Here is a 19,322-nt window from a genome sequence, read left to right as displayed (position 1 = left end):
GGGTAGCAGGCCAAGTGTTCAGGATACGTCCTACGACTGTCTAGCTACGGAAAAGCCGGCCCAGCTCGACCAGCCAGGGCACCGCGACGGCCATGGTCGGCACGACGAGAATGGCGGCCGAGCCGAGGTAGGCGGCGCTGGCGACGCGCACGTCACCGATCCGCCCGGTCAGGCGCTGGATGCGGATCAAAGTGGTCGGCCCGCCCGCGGCGAGCGCACCCTGCGGCGCGGTGGATTTCGAGCAGGCGACCAGGGCGCGCGCCAGCGGCTTCGGCCCGGTCACCTTCACCGCCGAGTCGTCGGCGAGCAATTCGATGAGCAGCTTGACCGAGCCGAGCGCGGCCTTGCTGCGGACGAACCGCGGAAACGCCTCGTGCACCGCGGTGAACGCCTCGAGCACCAGATCGTGCCGGGCGCGCAGATGCGAGCGCTCATGGCTGACGATCGCGGTGATCTCGGCGTCGTCGAGGTTGGTCAGCGTGCCCTCGCTGATCACCACCCGCTGGCGCAGACCCGGCAGGCAGTAGGCGATCGGCTCGGTCGCGGCGAGCACCCGGATGTCGGAGGCGCGCCGGCGCGGGCCGCTCTGATCGAGCAGGTCGACCAGCATCCGATGGCGCGCCCGGCGCCGCCGCGTGTGCACGCCGACCCGCACGATGGCATAACAGAGCCGCGCGCCGACCAGCAGCGTCAACGCGAACACGAAGACATAGGCCAGCCACAGCGGCAACCCGAGCGCGTCGATCTCGCGGGTGGGCTGGGTGGTCGGCCGTCCGTCGGGACCCGGCACCAGCAGTTCCGCGGCGATGGCCAACCCGGACCCGAACGCGCTGAGCACGGCGGCCAGCGCGATGGCCTGCCAGAGCACGAGCGCGGCGCGGGGCGTCCGATAGGTCCAGGTCGCCCGGCTGAGCAGGGCCGGGGCAGGCCCCGCGAGAAGCAATGCGAGTCCGGCGAATACCGGCGCGGTTGCGTTCATCGACTCAGCTCACTGCGTTGGGGGCAAGGTCGCGAGGAGTCTACTGCGGGGGCGGTGTGTCCTCGGTTGCTTCGAGCTTAGCGAGTGCTTCCCGTAGTGCGTCAGCCTCATCCTTGCCGACCTGTTCCACGAAGTGCACCAGCGCGGCGGCGCGACTGCCCGCGGCGTCGGCCTGTTGCAGTGCGTCCACCATGAGGCTGGCGACCAATTCGTCCCGGGTGTGCACCGGCGCGTAGCGATGAGCACGATCGTCGCGCTGCTGGACCACGAGGTTCTTCTTCGCGAGTCGTTGCAGCACCGTCATCACCGTGGTGTACGCGAGCTCGCGGCGTGCGGCCAATGCCTCGTGCACCTGCCGGACTGTCTGCGGTTCTTCGGTCGACCACAACTGGTCCATGACCGCTTTCTCGAGTTCACCAAGTCCTGCCATCCCACAATTTTACGGACTCAACGACGCGCATGCGTACTACAGGGTGTCGTAACTATGGAATAGCTGGTGTGTCATTTGTCATAGCGGCGCGGATTCGGGCATGACGGGCCCGCCCGCCTTGCCCAGAACGTGGCGGGTTCCGATCGGCACCACCATCGGCCGGCCGGACACCGGATCCGGCAGGACCGAGGCGTCGAGGTCGAAAACCTCGCGCAGCAACGCGACGTCGATGATGTCGGCGGGCCGGCCCTGCGCGACGATCCGTCCGTCGCGCATGACGATCAGTTCGTCGCTGTAGCGGATGGCCAGATTCAGGTCGTGCAGCACCATCACCACGGTGCGGCCCAGCTCGGCGTGCAACCGGTCGACCAGGTCGAGCACGTCGACCGCGTGCGCGAGGTCGAGGTAGGTGGTCGGCTCGTCGAGCAGCAGGATGTCCGTGCCCTGGGCCAGGGCCATGGAGATCCAGGCGCGCTGGCGCTGACCGCCGGACAGTTCATCGAGGGCGCGGTCGGCCAGGTCGGCGATGCCGGTCTGGGCGAGCGCGGACATCACCTCGTCCTCGTCGCCGACCGACCACTGGCGGAACCAGGACTGGTGCGGATGCCGCCCGCGCGCGACGAGATCGGCGACGGTGAGCCCCTCCGGCGCGACCGGCGACTGCGGCAGCATGCCGATCACCCGGGCCACGTCCTTGGTCTTCATCGTCGAAATGGCCTTGCCGTCCAACAAGACTCGGCCCTGCTGCGGGCGCAGCAGCCGGCCGAGCGAGCGCAGTAGCGTGGACTTGCCGCAGCCGTTCGGGCCGATCACCGTGGTGATCACGCCGGGGGCGATGTCGAGGGTGAGTCCGTCGATGATCACCCGGTCGCCGTAGGCGAGCCGGACGTCGTCGGCGCCGAGCCGGCTCGCCGCGGTGGTCACAGGGTCCGTGGTCGTCACAGCGTCGCCTTCCGATTCATTCGCACGAGCAGATAGAGCAGGAACGGTCCGCCGAACGCCGCGGTCACGATGCCGACCGGCAGATCGGCCGGGAAGATCGTGCGCGACGCGACGTCCGCGCCGACCACCAGGACGGCGCCGACGAGGGCCGAACCGATGAGTGGTTCGCCGGGGGTGCGCAGCAGTCGCCGGGCGATCTGCGGCGCGGACAGCGCGACGAAACTCACCGGACCGACCGCCGCTGTCGCCACCGAGGCGCCGACCACGGCCGCGCCGATCAGGATCGCCTGCTGGGTCTGGATCCGCACGCCGAGCGAGCGCGTGGTGTCGGCGCCCAGCCGCAGCGCGGCCAAGGTGCGGGCCGAGCCCAGTGCCACGACCACGACCACCGCGAGCGCGAATGCCGCTGGGAGCAAACCGGATCGATCGGCGTTGTTGAGTGATCCGTTGAGCCACAACTGCGCGCGTTGCGCGTCCTGCAATGTTGCCCGGGTGAGCAGCCAGCTGATGCCGGCGATCAGCACCGCGTTCAGGCCCACACCGATGAGGACCAGCCGCAGGCCGGTGACGCCGCGATCGCCGGTCGGACTGCGTCCCCAGGCGAGCAGATAGATCGCGGTCGCGGTGAGCAGCCCGCCCGCCAGCGCCGCCAGTGGCGCGCCGAGGGTCGCGAGCATCCCGGTTCCGCCGCCGCCGACGACCACCGCGACCGCGCCGAGGCTCGCGCCGGAGGTGATGCCGAGCATGTCCGGCGCGGCCAGCGGGTTGTGCAGGATGGACTGGGTGATCGCGCCCGCTAGTCCGAGCGCCGCGCCGACCACCACCGCGGTGAGTGCGCGCGGCAGCCGCGAGTCGAGCACGATGAACCGCTGGGATCTGGTTCCGCCGCCGGTCAATACGTCGATCACCCGGCCGAGCGGGATGTGCGATTCGCCGGTGGCGATGTCCAGGCAGAACAGCAGCAGCAACAATGCGGCGAGTGCAATGACGACGAACACCAGCACCGGACGCAACACCACCGACACCGGCCCGACCCGCAGCGCGGGCCGTACACCCTCGGTCTTCAGCACCGCGGTCACAGGCTCACCAACTTCCGCCGCCGCACGAACGCGATGAAGAACGGCGCGCCGATCGCCGCCAGCATCACCCCGACCTGCAACTCGCCGGGCTTGGCCACGACCCGTCCGACGATGTCCGCGAGCATCAGCAGGATCGCGCCGATCAGGCCGGAATAGGGGACCAGCCAGCGAAAGTCCGGTCCGGTGATGAACCGCGCGACGTGCGGCACCACCAACCCGAGGAACGCGATCGGCCCGACCGCCGCGGTCGCCGCGCCGGACAGCAGCACGATCGACGCCAGCCCGAGCGCGCGGCTGCGGCTGATATTCACCCCGAGCCCGCGCGCGACATCGTCGCCGAGACTGAGCAGATTCAACCCGGGCGAGGCGATCGCCGCGAGCAGCACGCCGAGCGCCAGGAATGGCAGTACCTGCCAGAACACCGTGACATCGCGGCCGGCGATCGTGCCGACCACCCAGAACCGGTAGGTGTCCAGCGCCGCGGGATCCAGCAGCACAATGGCATTCGTCATCGCCTGCAAAAATGCGGTGACTGCCGCGCCGGCCAGCACCAGGCTCAGCGGACTCGCCTTGCCGCCGCCGACGGCCGACGCGCTGAACACCACGATGCCCGCGATCAGCGCCCCGGCGAAGGCGAACCAGATGTACTGCTCGGGTGTGGTGAGCGCGAACAGATACATGCTCAGCGCCGCGAGAAAGGCCGCGCCCGCGTTCAATCCGAGCAGTCCGGCGTCGGCGAGCGGGTTGCGCGTGTAGCCCTGGATCAGCGCGCCCGCGATGCCCAGCGCGAGCCCGGTGACCAGCGCCAGCGCCGTGCGGGGCAGCCGAAGTCCACGTACGATCTCCTCGGCGGTGGATCCGGCCGGGCAGTGGAACGGTCCGCCCTGGCAGGCGAGCGCGTTGTGCACGGCGTCGTAGACGGTGCCCGGCGACAGCGACCTGGTCCCGATCGCGACACTCGCGACCACGGTGAACAGGAGCAGGACGGTCAACACGAGAAGGCCGGACAGCCGTCGTCGCCGCAGGTTGCCGAGCATGGTCACGGTGGCGAACTACTCCTGAGATTCGTTGTAGCAGAGAACCGGTTGGTCTGGTAAGCCTAACCTATCTTGCGGTACGCACCGCTACGGCCAATCCTCGAGGAGGCTCAATGCCCGAGCTCGTGACCACCCGCCCGCCGCGCCATAACCAGCTGGCGTTCGACCGCACATGTGCCAGGTTGCGTGCGCTGCAACCCGAGCATCCGCGGGTGTATGCGGTGGCGGCGATGGTCGAGCAGGGCAAGCGCCGATGGTGGCGGCTGGCCGACGGGGTGCGCGAGGGCCGCATCGAACGGATGTATCGCAGGCACGCCGCGGAGATGATCCGCGCCGATGTCGCGGCGGAGGTGGTGGCGACCGCGCTCATCCACGCCGTGATCGGGCGCGTGATCGCACTGCTGGTGGCCGAGGGGCGGGCCTGGGATCCGGGCCTGGAGAACCTCTGGATCCACACCGACAACGACGGCGGCATCGACTGGGCGGGCTTGGGCGACACCACGATTCGCGTGCTCGACGGCGATCCGCTGGCCGAGGAGTGCGGCGCGGTGAGCCTGCCGTGCGAGGGCGCGATGTACGTCTGGCTCGCGCATCGCTGCGAGCCGTCGCTGACGCTGATCCAGTCGAGCATGGCGCGCTATTCGGGCCTGAGCGCGCGCCGGTTCTGGTTGCTCGTCGGCGAATCCATCGCGGGCGCTTCGACTTACGTGCCGGACCTGGCCGGCACCGACGCGGTGGTCGGCACCCGCCGTGGTCAAGGCCTGTTGGCGGCCCTGGAGCAGCGCGGATTGCCGGTCCGGCGAGCAACGGCTTGCCTAGTTAGGTAAGCCTGACCTATACTCATAACCGGCGTAAGGATTGGTCGAGAGTCCCGAGGGCTGCGGTGACCCCCGATCCGTGCCGCGGTGGGCCCCGCTTCTAGTAGTGGGGCCCACCGCTTTGTCTTCCGGGCGGGATCAACCGAGCCAGCGGTAATCGGCCGCGCGACGCTGTGCAAAAGTGGACCACATGACAGATCAGCAGACTCCGCCCGCCGGCTGGCTCGAGACGATCACGCCCGAGCAGATGACCAAGGTCAGCGAAGGTACGTTCAGCGACCTGATCGGCCTGCGCTACACCGAGATCGGCCCGGACCGGGTGCGCGGCGAGTGGACGGTCAAGCCGCATCTGTACCAGCCTGCGGGTCTGCAGAACGGCGGGGTCTGCTGCACCGTCGTCGAGACGCTCGCCAGCGTCGCGGGCGGAGTCTGGTACGGCGACCGCGGCTCGGTCGTCGGGGTGAACAACAACACCGACTTCCTGCGGGCGGTCCGCGACGGCAACCTCTACGGCGAGGCGACCCCGATCCACCGCGGCGGCATGCAGCAGCTGTGGCAGGTGGTGATCACCGACGAGCAGGAACGGGTGATCGCGCGTGGCCAGGTCCGGCTGCAGAACCTGCCCGTCCGGCGCTGACCAGCCGCTCGTCCCGCGTTCCCGGAACGGTCGTGCCAGAATGACCGTCACCCGTTCACCCGACCCGGCGAGGAGCCCGGATGCGATTGTCGCCGCATGAGCAGGAACGCCTGCTGCTGAGCTACGCGGCCGAGCTGGCCCGGCGCAGGCAGGCGCGCGGACTCAAGCTCAACCATCCGGAAGCCGTGGCGCTGATCAGCGATCACGTGCTGGAGGGCGCGCGCGACGGCCGCTCGGTCGCCGAGCTGATGTCCTCGGGCCGAACGGTTCTCACCCGCGCCGACGTGATGGAGGGGGTGCCGGAGATGATCCACGACGTCCAGGTCGAGGCGACGTTCCCGGACGGCACCAAGCTGGTCACCGTCCACCATCCGATCGGCTGAGGGGGCCGCGTGAGACACGATCGCGAGTCCCGGCGCGCCGCCCTCGAACCGGCGGGTGCGGCATGATTCCGGGCGAATACCTTTGTGCCGAGGGCACTATCGAGCTGAACGCCGGTGCCGAGCGGATCGAACTCGACGTGGTCAACACCGGCGACCGCCCCGTGCAGGTCGGCAGCCACGTGCACTTCCCGCAGTCCAACGCCGCGCTGCGCTTCGACCGCGCCGCCGCGCACGGCCACCGGCTCGACATCCCCGCGGGCACCGCCGTGCGCTTCGAACCCGGCCTCGGCCAACGCGTTTCACTCGTTCCCCTCGGCGGCACCCGCGAGGTCCACGGCATCAGCCTGCCACCCCCCGGCCGCCTGGACGCGCGGTGACCACACGCAGTCGCAGACCCGCTGATTTCCCGCACACGCAATCGCATGCGATTCGGTGTGCGGGAAATCAGCAGGTGTGCGGTAATTCGGCAACCCTGGAGGGGACGCGATGACTGAGCTGAGCCGGGCGCGGTACGCGGAACTGTTCGGGCCGACGACCGGCGACCGAATCCGGTTGGCCGACACCGACCTGCTCGTCGAGATCACCGAGGATCGCAGCGGCGGGCCGGGACTCGCGGGCGAGGAGGCGGTGTTCGGCGGCGGCAAGGTGCTGCGCGAATCCATGGGCCAGGCTCGCGCGACCCGCGCCGACGGCGCCCCGGACACGGTGATCACCGGTGCGGTCATCATCGACCACTGGGGAATCATCAAGGCCGACATCGGCATTCGGGACGGACGCATCTGCGCCATCGGCAAGGCGGGCAACCCCGACACGATGAACGGGGTGCACCCGGACCTGGTGGTCGGCCCGTCCACCGAGATCATCTCGGGCAACGGACGCATCCTCACGGCCGGCGCCATCGACTGCCACGTGCACTTCATCTGCCCGCAGCTGATGGACGAGGCGCTCGGCGGCGGCATCACCACCCTGATCGGCGGCGGCACCGGACCGGCCGAGGGCAGCAAGGCGACCACCGTCACGCCCGGCTCCTGGCACCTGGCCCGGATGCTGGAGGCGACCGACGGCTGGCCGCTGAACATCGTCCTGCTGGGCAAGGGCAACACGGTCAGCGCCGAGGCGATGTGGGAGCAATTGCGCGGCGGCGCAGCGGGATTCAAGCTGCACGAGGACTGGGGCTCCACCCCGGCCGCGATCGACGCGTGCCTCACCGTCGCCGACGCGGCGGGCGTTCAGGTGGCGCTGCACTCGGATACGTTGAACGAGGCCGGATTCGTCGAGGACACCCTCGGCGCCATCGCGGGCCGCGGCATCCACGCCTACCACACCGAGGGCGCGGGCGGCGGTCACGCGCCCGACATCATCACTGTCGCAGCACATCTCAACGTGCTGCCCAGTTCGACCAACCCGACCCGCCCGCACACGGTCAACACCCTCGACGAGCACCTGGACATGCTCATGGTGTGTCATCACCTCAGCGCGTCCATCCCGGAGGACCTCGCGTTCGCGGAGAGCCGGATCCGCCCGTCCACCATCGCGGCCGAGGATCTGCTGCACGACCTCGGCGCGATCTCGATGATCGGCAGCGATTCGCAGGCCATGGGCCGCATCGGCGAGGTGGTCATGCGCACCTGGCAGACCGCGCACGTGATGAAGCGCCGCCGCGGCGCGCTGCCCGGCGACGGCGCCGCCGACAACGCCCGGGTCCAGCGCTACATCGCGAAGTACACCATCTGCCCGGCCGTCGCGCACGGCCTGGACCACGAGATCGGTTCCGTCGAGGTCGGCAAGCTGGCCGACCTGGTGCTGTGGGAACCCGCGTTCTTCGGCGTACGCCCGCACGCCGTACTCAAGGGCGGCGCCATCGCCTGGGCCGCGATGGGCGACGCCAACGCGTCCATCCCGACCCCCCAGCCGGTGCTGCCCCGGCCGATGTTCGGCGCCGCCCACCTCGCCGCGGCCGCCACCTCACTGCACTTCGTCTCCGAACAGGCCATCGACGACGGCCTGGCCGACCGTCTCCGGATCAACCGAAAACTGGCCCCCGTCAAGAACGTTCGCGACCGCAAAAAAACCGACATGCCGCACAACGACGCCATGCCCCGCATCGAAGTCGACCCCGACACCTTCACCGTCCGCATCGACGGCGAGGTCTGGACCGAACAACCCGCCACCGAACTCCCCATGGCCCAGCGTTATTTCCTGTTCTGAGGCTTAGGGCGACAGGTCGACCATCATCGTGGCCAGGGCGAGGGAGGCTGCGCAGGGGTCGAGGGGGGTTGTGGGGGAATGGGTTTGGACGCGCCAGGTGATGGCGCCGTTGGCGGCGGCGGTGACGGCGCAGTCGCCGGGGTCGTGCGGGTTGCGGATGTAGAAGGCGGTCGCGGTGACGGTGCCGAGGACGTGCTTGGTGATCACCATGTGCTCGGTCTGGAAGCCGTCGGCGCGGGCGCGGTCCCACAGCTGTTGCAGCGAGTCCTGCGCGGAGTAGGCGAAGCTGACGGTGGCGTCGCCGTCGCCGACCTGCGCCTCCCAGTAGCACACCTGGGGTGTGTGGTGCGTGGTCAGACTGGCGGCCCGGACCGCGTCGCCGATCTGCTGGTTGGTCAGCGGCGCGCAGTCGGCGTACGGGTTCGCGGACGCCGCGGGGGCGGCGTCCGGCGTGCTCGCGCTGCTACATCCCGTCACCAATCCGGCCAGGGCGATAACGGCAAGTCCGGCATTACGGACAGAGAACGGGTGCATCACCGCTCCCTTTCTGGATCATTAACGGGTCAGACCAGGTCACGGTACCCACTGACCTGCTGAGATGCGACCTGAGCAGGGGCGATCTTGCTCTCAGTCGAGCCCCTCGGGCAGCTGCCCGCCGTGCAGCCGGTGGTGCCGGAACGCCAGGCGCACGATGTCCGCGATGCCGGGATCGGCGATCGTATAGACATTGCGCCGGCCCTCTTTGCGCACATGGACCAGGCCGGCCAGTTTGAGCTTGGCCAGATGCTGACTGACCGCGGGCACCGTTTGGCCGATATCGAGCGCCAGCGTGCCGACGTCGCGCTCGCCCTGGCTGAGCAACCAGAGGATCTGTAGCCGGGCGGTGGCCGCGAGCATGCCGAAAACCGTTGCCGCGTCCTGGAGTCGAGCCGCCGGGAGGGGGCCCGGCTCGACGTCGTCGGTCACCTCCGCCTCCTCCACCGGGAGCGATTGCGAGCCGCGAATGCGCGAGGCCGCCCTGACCGTAGCGTGACACGCAGTCGAATACTTGCGCAACTGATTGACGAACGTAGGGCGGCGGGTTTCTAATTATGGGTGCGCAATTCTGCGCGGATGAGCAACCAACGAAGCGGGGTGAGCGGCTGATGCCGGTTGACAGTATCGACGTCCATAGCCGGACCGCCTCAGCGAAACGGGTTGTGCCGGTTCGTCGTTGATCTGCCGGCGCGATCCGCGGCCGAGCAGAGCGGCCGTCCGATCGCCTGACGCGGCACCGAATTATCGACATTCTCCGACCCGGGACCGGCGCACGTCGCATCGGTCCGTGTAGGTCGGTGCGGCCGTCCCGGACGGCGCACCGGCACCGGGCGCGGCTGCCCGCTGTGCGCGTCCGGACACTCGGCCCGCGGCAGCGGGCGCCGTCACCACCAGACGCTACGAAACATTGGAGTTCCGCCATGGCGACCATGTTCAAGAGGGCCGAAACACCGCATCGCGCACCGAATCTGGAGCGTCAGTCGATCTGGTTCACGGTCGGGCTCTATCTGCTGATCAGCGCGGGACTGCTGACCATGCACTACGCGCACCCGCAGGCGCCCGTCGGTTCCTCGTCGGTCTCGCCCGCCCACGCCTCCTACGGCCGGTAGCGATGCGTGCCGTCGCCGTGCCCGCCGACCGGTTCGATACCGAAGTCCTGCAACAACATTGGATTCCCCTGGCGACCGCGGACGCGGACACCGCCGCGGTGCTGCGCGAGCGGCTCGGCGTCGACTTCGCCGCCGCGCGCAACCGGGTCTGGGAAACCGACAACTTCCTCTACCTCCCGGTCGTCGCCAACTACAAACGCGGCGACGCCATCGAACGCGAAACCATCGTGTTCGCACTGGGTTCGGAGTTCCTGGTGACCCTGCAACCCGCCGAGCACTTCATCCCGTTCGACAAGGCGATCGCCAAGATGCGCCGTAACCCGACCCTCACCGGTTCCGCGCACGGCGTGATGTACGCGCTGCTGTGGGCGCTGAACGAGGCCTCCGAGCGGGTCATCTACTACGCCAGCGACGCGCTGGAGGCGATGAACGACGAAATCGAGATGGCCACCAACGGGTACGACGCGCGCGGCCGCGAGATCGGCGTCGCCGACATGCGCGGCATCGTGTCCCGGATGAACGCCGCCGAGGAGATCGTCTCCCGCACCCAGGAGACGCAACTCCAATTGGCCCGGGCCGCAAGGCATCTGATGGCCGATCTCACCGTGCACAGCGCCGACCTGGAAGGCCTGCTGGCCATCCTCGTCGCCGACATCGACGGCGTGAAACAGCACGCGGGCTTCGAACACGACAAGGTCCGCTACCTTCAGCAATCGGTGATGACCTGGCTCGACGTCAAACAGAATCAGATCGTCAAGGTGTTCACCATCATCACCGCGGTCTTCCTGCCGCCCACCCTGATCGCCACCTTCTACGGCATGAACTTCACCTGGATGCCGGAACTGGAATGGCAGCACGGTTTCCTCGCCACCACCCTCATGACGCTGGTCGCCGCGGTCATCCCGCTGGCCTACATCAAACGGAAGGGCTGGCTGCGCTGACCGTGCGGATGGGCCCGAACCGCGTGACCGAGCCCGGGATTCAATATCATGACAAGCATGACGGCCGCCGGTAGCAGCCCACCCGCTTCCGCCGCGCAGCCGCGTCCGGACGCCAGGACCGAGCGGTGGCGCGCGCACCGGGAGCAGGTGCGCGAGGAATTCGTGGACGCGGCGTTCCGGGCGCTGGCCGAGCACGGGCCCGACGTGAGCATGGACGACATCGCGCGCGCGGCGGGCTGCGCCAAGCCCAAGCTGTACCGGCACTTCGCGGACAAGACCGATCTGTACCTGGCGATCCTCGAGCGAGTGCCGAGCATGCTGTGGGAACGGGTGCTGGCGAAGATCAGCCTGACCACCGATTCGGTGGCCGCGCTGATCCGCACCGCCATCGCGGAATACGTCGCCGTGGTGGAGGAGCAGCCCGACGTGTTCCGCTTCCTGGTGCACAGCCGGCTGGCCCAGCAGGCCGAGCAGCCGGAACGGGCCATCGAGGTGGCGCAGCGGTCGGCGCTGCTGGCCGCGCAGATGATCGAGGAGCGGCTCGAAGGGCAGAACGTCGACACCGGCAGCCTGGAGCTGACCGCCTACGCCATCTTCGGCGCGGTCGGCTCGGCCACCGACTGGTGGCTCGGCGCCAACCGGTCGAAGGCCGAGCCGATGCCGACCGAGCGGTTCGCCCAGCACGTGAGCATCATCGCGCGGAACATGCTCGACGGGGTCGCCGAACTCAACAACCTGCCCCTCGACGTGGACAAGCCGGCGCATCTCGCGTTCGAGGCGGAGTAGTCACTGGTCGAAGGCGATGTGCACCCTGGGCGACTCCGGGAGGGTTTGGCAGGCGAGGGTCAACCCGAGGGCGATCTCGTCGTCGATGAGGGCCTCGTTCTGCCGCATCCGGGTCCGGCCGTCCTTCACCGAGCAGACGCAGGTGCCGCAGGCCGACTCGCGGCACACGTACGGGGCGTCGATTCCGTTGTCCAGCAGCACATCCAGCAGGGGAGTCTGCTTGGGCCAGTCCAGGACATGGGTTTCCCCGTCGATCTCCACCTCGACGACCGCGGTGTCACCCAATGGCCTTGCGGGCGTGGCGCGGACGGGTTGGTCGAACGGATTCTGCTGCAGGGAGCGGTATTCCTCGGTGTGGACGCGGGGGACCCGCAACCCGGCGGCGGCCGCTTCGGTGACCGCCATGAATCCCGCAGGCCCGCACAGGAACCATTCCCGGTCGCGATACCGGCGCACCAGGTCGGTGAGCGCATCCGCGGTCGGCACCCCACGTTCCGATTCGAGCCAGTGCAGCACCTGTAACCGTTCGGGGAAGCGGCGTGCCCAGCTGTCCAGCGTGTCCGCGAAGATCACCGACTCGCGGTCCCGATTGGCGTACAGCACAGCGACATTCCCGCTCCCGCCGACCAACATGGACTTGAGGATCGACAGGATCGGGGTGATGCCGCTGCCCGCCGCGCAGAGCAGGACATCCGCATCCAGATCGCGAGGCCCGAACGCGCCCGCCGGCTCCAGCACCGTGATCAGATCACCGACCGCGACGGTGTCGCAGATCAGGTTCGAGGCGTAGCCGCCCGCGGTTCGCTTGACCGTCACCGCAATTCGATCATCGCAAAGCGGGCTGCTGCACAGCGAGTAGCACCGGGCCACAGAACCCGTACGTGCGCTGGGCACCCGGAGGGTGAGGAACTGACCGGGCCGATACCGGAACCGCTCGGTCAGTTCCTCGGGCACTTCGAAGACCAGTGTGCGGGCATCGGCGGTTTCCTCGATCACCGCGCCGACCTTCAGCACATGGACGCGCACACCGTTGTCCGCGTTCATCGTCCTACCCCTCACACCTCGATCGGCGTCGACACCGGCTGCGTGACGGCCGGATTCGCCGCGGTGGGATCGATCAACCGGAGCACCCGCCGCCCTAGCCGTTCGATCCGCTCGACGTCCAACGGCTGGGTGATCCGCCGATTCACGCCCGGCGCGATGCGCAGCATGAAGTACCCCAGCCACGCCTCGGCCCGCACCGGCACCACCGCGAGGTCGTAGCGCACCGCGCGTTCGGCCGCCCGCGCCACCAGATCCGGGCTCAACGGGGAGAACGGCAGCCGCGCGGCGACGTCCTGCACTCGCCGCGCCAGCTCCTTACCCCGCGCGACCAACTCCTGATCGACCCCGACCGTCACCGCGTGCTCGCCGATATTGGTGTTGATCACCCCGGGACAGATCGCGCTGACCCCGATTCCCTTGGGCCCGAACTCGAGTCGCAAGCACTCGGTGAGCATTTTCACCCCGGCCTTGGACACCGAATACGCCGACATCACCGGCGTCGGCGTAAACGCCGCCGCGGACGCGATATTCACGATGTGCCCACGCTTGCGATTGTCGATCATCTGCTGCCCGAACACCCGGCAGCCATGCACCACGCCGAGCAGGTTCACGCTCAGCTGCCGATCCCAGTCGGCCGGAGTCAGATCCACGAACGCGCCGCTGACCAGCATGCCGGCATTGTTGACCAGCACATCCGGCACGCCGTGATCGGCCAGCACGTCCCGGGCGAACGCCTCCCACGCGTGCGGATCGGTCACGTCGAGCCGCGCCGCCGAGGCCCGCCGTCCGCGCGCGTGGATCATCGCCTCGGTGGCCAGCGCGGAATCCAGATCCAGATCCGAGACCACCACGTGCGCACCGGCTTTGGCGAACCGGATGGCGATGGCGCGGCCGATGCCGCTGCCCGCGCCGGTCACCACCACCAGTTCGGGGCGGATGTTGGTGATCTTCATACCGATTCCTCGAGGATCGCGCCGGTCCGCGGAGCGGGCACGGACTGGCGGTAGTGGTAGTCGTCGAGATCGAAGTGCCGGTTCTGCCAGTACATTTCGCCGTGTGTCGAAGGCCGGAACGGCGAATCGCCGTGACTGTTGATGTAGTAGGTGTTCGATCCGGCGCACGTGGAGGTGAACAGGAAGTTCTTCTCCTGGCGGCGCAGGCATTTGGCGAAGTACTCGTCGTGCGCGCGCCTGCTGATCTCGCACTCGGTCGCGCCGCGCCGCTTGGTCTCGGCGATGGCCCGGCTGAGGTGCGCGGCCGTCGCCTCGATCATCCAGATGTAGGAACCGAGCACGAAACCGTAAGGGCCGGTGATGGTGAACATATTCGGGAACCCGGGGACCGAGACGCCGTGGTAGGCCTGGAATCGATGCCGGTCCCAGAACTCGCCGAGATCGAGTCCGTCGCGACCGGTCACCGGGAACGGCGGTATCGAATCCTTCTCCCACAGTTTGAATCCCGTGGCACAGATCAGCACGTCGACCGGATGCTCCACGCCGTCCTCGGTGACGACCCCGCGCTCGCCGATGCGGCTGATCGGGTCGGTGACGAGACTGACATCGGGCCGGTTGAACGTGGACAGGTACTCGTTCGACATCGACGGCCGCTTGCAGCCGAGCCCGTACGACGGGATCAGCTTCTCCCGGACGACCGGGTCGTGCACCTGTCTACGCATCCAGCGCCGCGCCGGGATCTCGGCCAGCCGGCGACCGGCGTCGGAGAGCCAGGTCGGGCCGGCCACCATGCCGCCCATGCCGATCTCGGTCGCGATGGTGCCGATCATGCGGATACCGGACCGCACCCACGGACGTTCGAGCACCGCGCGACCGAGTGGGCCTACCGCGGCATCGGTTTTCGGGAACACCCAGATCGGCGTTCGCTGGAACACGCTCAGGTGCTCGACCTCGTCGACGATGGCGGGCACCAACTGCAACGCGGTCGCGCCGGTCCCGATCACCGCGACTCGTTTACCGGCCAGCGCGACATCGTCGTCCCACAGCGCGGTGTGGATCAAGGTGCCGCCGAAGTCCTGCAGGCCGGGAAGGTCAGGCATCTTCGGCCGTTCCAGTCCGCCGATCGCCATCACCACGTAGCGCGCGGTGAGTGTGCGGCCGCCGTCGGTGCCGAGCAACCACAGACTGTCCTCGGCGTCGAACACCGCCGAGACGATCGTGGTGTTCAATCGCAGTTTCGGCCGCAGGCCGTACTTGTCGACCATGCTCTCGGCGTAGTCGCGCAACTCGGTGCCGGGTGCGAAGATTCGTGACCAGTCGCCGCGCTGTTCGTAGGAGAAGCTGTAGATGAACGACGGGATATCTACAGCCACACCGGGATAGGTGTTAGCGTGCCAGGTCCCGCCCACCCGATCCCACTTGTCCACGATGACGAAATCGTGGATGCCTTTGCGTTGCAGGGCGATAGCGGCGCCGATGCCGCCGAATCCGGCTCCGACCACGACAACCTCGTGGTCGGGCAGCACGGCGCTCATCGGACGCGATCCACGAGTGCGCCTTCGGCGCCGAACAATTCGGTCTGCCACTGCCGCAGCAGGGCGCCGGTGTCCACGTCGTCCGGATGGAAGCCCGGCTTCAGATACACCTGGATCTCGCTGAGCAGCCCGCGCACGATCGGTCCGCGGATCAGCCGATAGGACTGCCGCGTCACCGTGATCGGCCGCCAGGCCTGGGGATCGGCGAGGATCGAGGCGAGCACCCCGAGGCCGACCACCGGGATCGTGAACGCGTAGAGCACCGACATGATCGCGATCCGCAGCCACTCCGGCCCGCCGACCGAGCGATACACGTCGAAGGACACCGACTTGTGTTCCAGCTCTTCGAGCGCGTGCCAGTTGAGCAGGTTGCGTACCTCCGGATCGCCTGCCAGTTCCTGGATTTCGGGACTGGACAGCACCCGCGCGGCCAATACCGCGGTGTAGTGCTCGGCGGCGGCCGTGATGGCCAGGTGCGCGGCCGGCGGGGCCAGCCGCTCGGCTTGCTGCACGAGGTCTCCGCGCTGACTCACGAACCGGGGCAGCGGATAGCCGAGCGCGAACAACTGCTCGTTCAACCTGCCGTGCTGCTGGCCGTGCACCGCCTCCTGGCCGATGAACGCCGCGACCCGCTTCTTCAGCACCGGATCGGTGATCTGCTCGGCGAATCGGCGCACCGATCGGATGAACGATTCCTCGCCGGGCGGAAAGACCGCCGAGAGCAGCGCGACCAGGTGGCTGAGCACGATGTCGTCGCCGGCGTAGTACTTGGTCATCGGTTCCGGCTCGCCGAAGCGGAATTTCATCCGCCGTACCTTCGGGTAGCCGCCCGCGCTGGTCTTGTGCGCGCTGGAAGTCATGTGAATCTCCGTTGATTCCTGTGTTTTTCGGTTGAGGGATCGGTTACTTCAGGTGGTCGACGAGGCTGCCCTCGGTGCCGAAGAGCTCTTTCTGCCAGCGCTGCAGCAACTCTCGCGAGTCGATGTCGTCGGGATGGAAGCCCGGCCGCAGATACAGCACCAGTTCGCGGCCGATGCCCCGGAACACCGGCCCGCGGAACAGCGTGTACGCCTCCCGGGCCAGGCTCAGCGGGTAGCGCCGTGCGTCCGGGTCGCGGCTGATCGACGCGGTGAGCGTGACCGCGGTGAGCGGCAGGGTCAGCGCGACCAAGGTCGCCATCGTGAGGATGCGCATCGTCTCCGTGCCGCCCACCGCGCGATACACGTCGAAGGCCACCGACTTGTGCTCGAGTTCCTCGAAAGCGTGCCAGTTCAACAGGTTTCGGACTTCATCGTCACCGGCCAGGGCCTGGATCTCCGGACTCGACAGCACGCGCTCGGCCAGTACCGCCGTGTAATGCTCGGCCGCCGCGGTGGCGGCCAGGTGCAGGCGGGCGGGGAGGCGCTGTTCGAACCGCTTCTGCCGTTCGATGACGTCCGGCGCGTCCAGCCATTCGATGGCGTAACCCATCTCGATCAGTTTCTCGTTGAGCCGCCGGTGTTCCTGGCCGTGCATCGCCTCCTGGCCGATGAACCCGGCGACCCGCTTCTTCAGCACCGGGTCGGTGATCTGGTCCGCGAACCGGCGCACCGATCGGATGAACGACTCCTCGCCGGGCGGGAACCCGGCGGACAATCCGGCGATGAAGTGGCTGAACACCATGTCGCCGCCGGCGTAGTACTTCGACATGGGTATCGGCTCGCCGAAACGGAATCTGATTCGCCTCGCTCTCGGGTATCCGTTGCCCGTGCGTTCCTTGCTGCGCACACTCTGCTCGGTCATCTCGCACCTCATTGAGCTCGGTACCGTCAGTACGCGGTACTACTAGTACGATACCGTCTCAGACGGTTACGGCAAGAGGTGATTGCGATAACGCAGGTAGGCGGAATTCTGTTGTGACTGTGGCTCAGCGGTGTCTGGTGATGCTGCGGGCGAGGTCGGTCAGGCGGTGCGCGCGGGCGTTCTCGGCCGGAGTGAACGGCTCGTCGGCGCGGGTGAAGATCAGCGGTCGATCCGCCTGCCACGGCACGACCAGGGTGGTTCCGTCGAAGGTGAGGTCGCGATGGACGTAGCTGCCGGGGGTGAGGTAGCGGGCGCCGAGCAGTTCGGCGATGGCGAGGGGGAGTTCGTCGGGGTCGGCGGCGACGCGTGCGGCGATGCCGAGGGCCTTGGTCTGGCCGTCGATCAGGGCGAAGGCGGAGGCGGGCCAGATGCGCACCGACGATCCGCCGCCGTGCACGATCGCCGAGGTCAGCGTGTCCGGGGTGACACCGGCCGGCGCGGCGACGACCAGCTCGTCCAATACGCCCGATTCGAGTTGGTGCACATGGACATTGAGGATGTTCGCGCCGCGGCGGGCGAGGTGTCCGGTGAGTGCCTCCAGCTGTCCGGGGCGATCGTCGACCCGGACCCGGATGCGCCACAGGGCGGGCGCCCGGTCGACGTCGTCGCGGCTGCGGAGTTCGGGGGCGTGCAGCCACGCACCCAGCACGCGGGTGGCGGAGGGCTCGACGACCCAGATGACGAGCACGGTCGTGCTGATCGTCAGCATGGCGACGGTAATCAGATAGGCGGGGTGGTAATGCACTACGAGCGCGTGCAACCCGAGTTCAACGGGGAATACCGCGGCCAATTTGGCCAGCGTCAAGCGCGCCCGGTGTGGATGCGGCAATCGGCCGCACACGTCGCAGGCCAGCGCCTGGACACGATGTCGTGCTCGGATCGGACGCATGCGCTCAGCGTCGGCGGTGATCATTTCCGAACCCGTGCCGAATGTGTAACACCGCAGTGAAATCGGAACGGAAGCCGTTGAGCGGCAGGGGTTTACGCCGTGATGCCGAACACAGGGGCCGGGTCGCGTGGCCGGGGGCACAGTTACGGATACGTACACTGACGCTATGGCTGCCCGCATTACCGAATTGGTCCTCGACGTCGCCGACCCCGAACGGCTCGCCGCTTTCTGGAGTGAAGTTCTCGGTTATGTCGAGCTCGATCGCGAAGGCGACGGAAGCATCGAGATCGGGCCTGCCGAAGGTTTCGGCGGACCGCAGCCCACCCTCATTCTCAGTCCGAGCAACGAGCCGCGGAACGGAAAACTCCGGCTGCATATCGACCTCAATCCCACCGACCGCGATCAGGACGCCGAGTTGGCGCGATTGCTGGCCCTCGGCGCCAAGCCGGTCGACGTCGGCCAGGGCGACGACGTGAGCTGGCATGTCCTGGCTGATCCGGAAGGCAATGAATTCTGCCTGCTGCGGCGCCGGCTGCCGGAGCTCTGAGCTGCCGGGCCCCGCCCTCGGGCCGATTTCGGCGCGCCGAGTTCTGCGCGGTTTCCGGCCGGTGAGCCGCGGCTGTGACAAAATGTTTGCTCAAATGTTGCGGAGTTACGACTATCGGGTTAGATTCGTGCCAAACCGATAGTCGTAAGTGCCCTGCCTGTTGAGTAATACCGGGAGCATCCGATGAGGAACCGACTTGTAGCTGCAACATTGCCTGTGATGGGACGTGCGTGAAATGACCATAATGATCACGCCGGACGACAATCTGCTGGCCACGAACGAGTTCCTCCGGGATGGCGTGCGCATGAGCGTTGCCATCGGCCGGCCCCAGCCGTACCCGACCGGGTCCGGCTGGCGCTGCCGGGTCCGCGTCGAATGTGGCGCCACCCGCCTCGAGCAGTCGCAGGTAGTGGCCCCCACCGCGCAGGAAGTCCTGCGTCTCGCCCTCGAACTCGTCACCCGCCGACTCGGCATGACCGAGTCCGAGTTCTTCGAGGGCGCCACCATGAGCCCTGCCGCCTGACTTCGAATCGCGTTGATCCCCAAGCACTTCGGTCGACTTGGCGCGTATAGGATTCTTGTACGGCACGCTGCGACCTGGGGTGAGAGTGCGCAGCGCACGCCAC

The 19,322-nt window shown here is 68.0% G+C and carries 23 protein-coding genes; 10 read left to right on the top strand and 13 right to left on the bottom strand.

The genetic code is table 11. From position 1 onward, the window contains the following. Positions 1 to 40: 40 nt before the first annotated feature. The 5 genes from ACFYO1_RS16680 to ACFYO1_RS16660 form a co-directional block, all read right to left on the bottom strand. A complete protein-coding gene (locus ACFYO1_RS16680) occupies positions 41 to 979 on the bottom strand; it encodes a M56 family metallopeptidase (protein ID WP_150401656.1) in 939 nt (312 codons plus the stop codon). A gap of 40 nt (positions 980 to 1,019) precedes the next feature. Next, on the bottom strand, positions 1,020 to 1,409 hold the full coding sequence (locus tag ACFYO1_RS16675) for a BlaI/MecI/CopY family transcriptional regulator (protein WP_378725681.1): 390 nt from the start codon (positions 1,407 to 1,409) through the stop codon (positions 1,020 to 1,022). 78 nt (positions 1,410 to 1,487) lie between these two features. Further along, on the bottom strand, positions 1,488 to 2,351 hold the full coding sequence (locus tag ACFYO1_RS16670) for an ABC transporter ATP-binding protein (protein ID WP_387231333.1): 864 nt from the start codon (positions 2,349 to 2,351) through the stop codon (positions 1,488 to 1,490). Beyond that, positions 2,348 to 3,430, bottom strand: a complete 1,083-nt coding sequence (locus tag ACFYO1_RS16665; protein ID WP_387231331.1) for a FecCD family ABC transporter permease — start codon at positions 3,428 to 3,430, stop codon at positions 2,348 to 2,350. The genes ACFYO1_RS16670 and ACFYO1_RS16665 overlap by 4 nt, the downstream gene beginning before the upstream one ends. Further along, positions 3,427 to 4,467, bottom strand: a complete 1,041-nt coding sequence (locus ACFYO1_RS16660) for a FecCD family ABC transporter permease (protein ID WP_387231900.1) — start codon at positions 4,465 to 4,467, stop codon at positions 3,427 to 3,429. The genes ACFYO1_RS16665 and ACFYO1_RS16660 overlap by 4 nt, the downstream gene beginning before the upstream one ends. A gap of 113 nt (positions 4,468 to 4,580) precedes the next feature. Here ACFYO1_RS16660 and ACFYO1_RS16655 point away from each other — a divergent pair, with 113 nt between their 5' ends. The 5 genes from ACFYO1_RS16655 to ACFYO1_RS16635 all read left to right on the top strand — a co-directional run bounded on the left by ACFYO1_RS16655 (position 4,581) and on the right by ACFYO1_RS16635 (position 8,513). Continuing rightward, the gene (locus tag ACFYO1_RS16655; protein ID WP_387231329.1) at positions 4,581 to 5,294 is read left to right on the top strand and encodes a hypothetical protein; all 714 of its coding nucleotides are present in this window, start codon (positions 4,581 to 4,583) and stop codon (positions 5,292 to 5,294) included. Between the two features lie 181 nt (positions 5,295 to 5,475). After that, positions 5,476 to 5,922: a PaaI family thioesterase gene (locus tag ACFYO1_RS16650; RefSeq protein WP_387231327.1), complete on the top strand. Its 447-nt coding sequence runs from the start codon at positions 5,476 to 5,478 to the stop codon at positions 5,920 to 5,922. An 80-nt stretch (positions 5,923 to 6,002) separates the two neighbouring features. Next, positions 6,003 to 6,305: an urease subunit gamma gene (locus tag ACFYO1_RS16645; RefSeq protein ID WP_107656465.1), complete on the top strand. Its 303-nt coding sequence runs from the start codon at positions 6,003 to 6,005 to the stop codon at positions 6,303 to 6,305. A 62-nt stretch (positions 6,306 to 6,367) separates the two neighbouring features. Then, positions 6,368 to 6,682 (top strand): urease subunit beta, encoded by a 315-nt coding sequence (locus ACFYO1_RS16640; protein WP_387231324.1) that lies wholly within the window; start codon positions 6,368 to 6,370, stop codon positions 6,680 to 6,682. A 109-nt stretch (positions 6,683 to 6,791) separates the two neighbouring features. After that, entirely contained in the window at positions 6,792 to 8,513 is a 1,722-nt protein-coding gene (locus tag ACFYO1_RS16635) for an urease subunit alpha (protein ID WP_387231323.1), read from the top strand. 3 nt (positions 8,514 to 8,516) lie between these two features. On the opposite strand, the gene ACFYO1_RS16630 is transcribed toward ACFYO1_RS16635, so the two are convergent. Together ACFYO1_RS16630 and ACFYO1_RS16625 are read right to left on the bottom strand one after the other, a co-directional pair. Next, entirely contained in the window at positions 8,517 to 9,047 is a 531-nt protein-coding gene (locus ACFYO1_RS16630) for a DUF3558 family protein (protein WP_387231321.1), read from the bottom strand. A gap of 93 nt (positions 9,048 to 9,140) precedes the next feature. Further along, positions 9,141 to 9,479 (bottom strand): ArsR/SmtB family transcription factor, encoded by a 339-nt coding sequence (locus ACFYO1_RS16625; protein WP_387231319.1) that lies wholly within the window; start codon positions 9,477 to 9,479, stop codon positions 9,141 to 9,143. A gap of 491 nt (positions 9,480 to 9,970) precedes the next feature. On the opposite strand from ACFYO1_RS16625, the gene ACFYO1_RS16620 reads away from it, so the two are divergent. Genes ACFYO1_RS16620 through ACFYO1_RS16610 form a run of 3 tightly spaced genes read left to right on the top strand, consistent with a single transcriptional unit; the run spans position 9,971 to position 11,886 of the window. Next, positions 9,971 to 10,159 carry a hypothetical protein gene (locus ACFYO1_RS16620; RefSeq protein WP_387231317.1) on the top strand — a complete coding sequence of 63 codons (189 nt, stop codon included), beginning with the start codon at positions 9,971 to 9,973 and terminating at the stop codon, positions 10,157 to 10,159. A gap of 2 nt (positions 10,160 to 10,161) precedes the next feature. Continuing rightward, positions 10,162 to 11,100 (top strand): CorA family divalent cation transporter, encoded by a 939-nt coding sequence (locus tag ACFYO1_RS16615; RefSeq protein WP_387231315.1) that lies wholly within the window; start codon positions 10,162 to 10,164, stop codon positions 11,098 to 11,100. 57 nt (positions 11,101 to 11,157) lie between these two features. Next, positions 11,158 to 11,886, top strand: coding sequence for a TetR/AcrR family transcriptional regulator (locus ACFYO1_RS16610; protein ID WP_387231313.1), 729 nt, complete (start codon positions 11,158 to 11,160; stop codon positions 11,884 to 11,886). On the opposite strand, the gene ACFYO1_RS16605 is transcribed toward ACFYO1_RS16610, so the two are convergent. From ACFYO1_RS16605 to ACFYO1_RS16580, 6 genes are all read right to left on the bottom strand, one after another. After that, the gene (locus tag ACFYO1_RS16605) at positions 11,887 to 12,930 is read right to left on the bottom strand and encodes a 2Fe-2S iron-sulfur cluster-binding protein (protein WP_387231311.1); all 1,044 of its coding nucleotides are present in this window, start codon (positions 12,928 to 12,930) and stop codon (positions 11,887 to 11,889) included. It abuts the gene before it with no gap. A gap of 11 nt (positions 12,931 to 12,941) precedes the next feature. Beyond that, the gene (locus tag ACFYO1_RS16600; RefSeq protein WP_387231309.1) at positions 12,942 to 13,883 is read right to left on the bottom strand and encodes an SDR family NAD(P)-dependent oxidoreductase; all 942 of its coding nucleotides are present in this window, start codon (positions 13,881 to 13,883) and stop codon (positions 12,942 to 12,944) included. After that, positions 13,880 to 15,418, bottom strand: coding sequence for a flavin-containing monooxygenase (locus ACFYO1_RS16595; RefSeq protein ID WP_387231307.1), 1,539 nt, complete (start codon positions 15,416 to 15,418; stop codon positions 13,880 to 13,882). The genes ACFYO1_RS16600 and ACFYO1_RS16595 overlap by 4 nt, the downstream gene beginning before the upstream one ends. Beyond that, complete coding sequence (locus ACFYO1_RS16590; RefSeq protein ID WP_387231306.1) at positions 15,415 to 16,278, bottom strand: metal-dependent hydrolase; 864 nt, start codon at positions 16,276 to 16,278, stop codon at positions 15,415 to 15,417. The genes ACFYO1_RS16595 and ACFYO1_RS16590 overlap by 4 nt, the downstream gene beginning before the upstream one ends. Before the next feature lie 43 nt (positions 16,279 to 16,321). Beyond that, positions 16,322 to 17,200: a metal-dependent hydrolase gene (locus ACFYO1_RS16585; RefSeq protein WP_387231304.1), complete on the bottom strand. Its 879-nt coding sequence runs from the start codon at positions 17,198 to 17,200 to the stop codon at positions 16,322 to 16,324. Positions 17,201 to 17,324: 124 nt separating this feature from the next. Then, positions 17,325 to 18,149 carry an amino acid-binding protein gene (locus tag ACFYO1_RS16580; protein WP_387231302.1) on the bottom strand — a complete coding sequence of 275 codons (825 nt, stop codon included), beginning with the start codon at positions 18,147 to 18,149 and terminating at the stop codon, positions 17,325 to 17,327. A 166-nt stretch (positions 18,150 to 18,315) separates the two neighbouring features. Here ACFYO1_RS16580 and ACFYO1_RS16575 point away from each other — a divergent pair, with 166 nt between their 5' ends. Together ACFYO1_RS16575 and ACFYO1_RS16570 are read left to right on the top strand one after the other, a co-directional pair. After that, positions 18,316 to 18,696: a VOC family protein gene (locus ACFYO1_RS16575; RefSeq protein WP_387231300.1), complete on the top strand. Its 381-nt coding sequence runs from the start codon at positions 18,316 to 18,318 to the stop codon at positions 18,694 to 18,696. A gap of 235 nt (positions 18,697 to 18,931) precedes the next feature. Beyond that, positions 18,932 to 19,219 carry a hypothetical protein gene (locus ACFYO1_RS16570; RefSeq protein ID WP_387231298.1) on the top strand — a complete coding sequence of 96 codons (288 nt, stop codon included), beginning with the start codon at positions 18,932 to 18,934 and terminating at the stop codon, positions 19,217 to 19,219. The last annotated feature ends 103 nt before the right edge of the window (positions 19,220 to 19,322 follow it).

Origin of the sequence: Nocardia sp. NPDC006044 (assembly GCF_042871115.1) — a bacterium.
In the GTDB taxonomy this organism is placed as follows: Bacteria; Actinomycetota; Actinomycetes; order Mycobacteriales; family Mycobacteriaceae; genus Nocardia.
The sequence above is the reverse complement of the archived record's forward strand: the minus strand, read 5'-3'. Positions and strand labels throughout refer to the sequence as shown.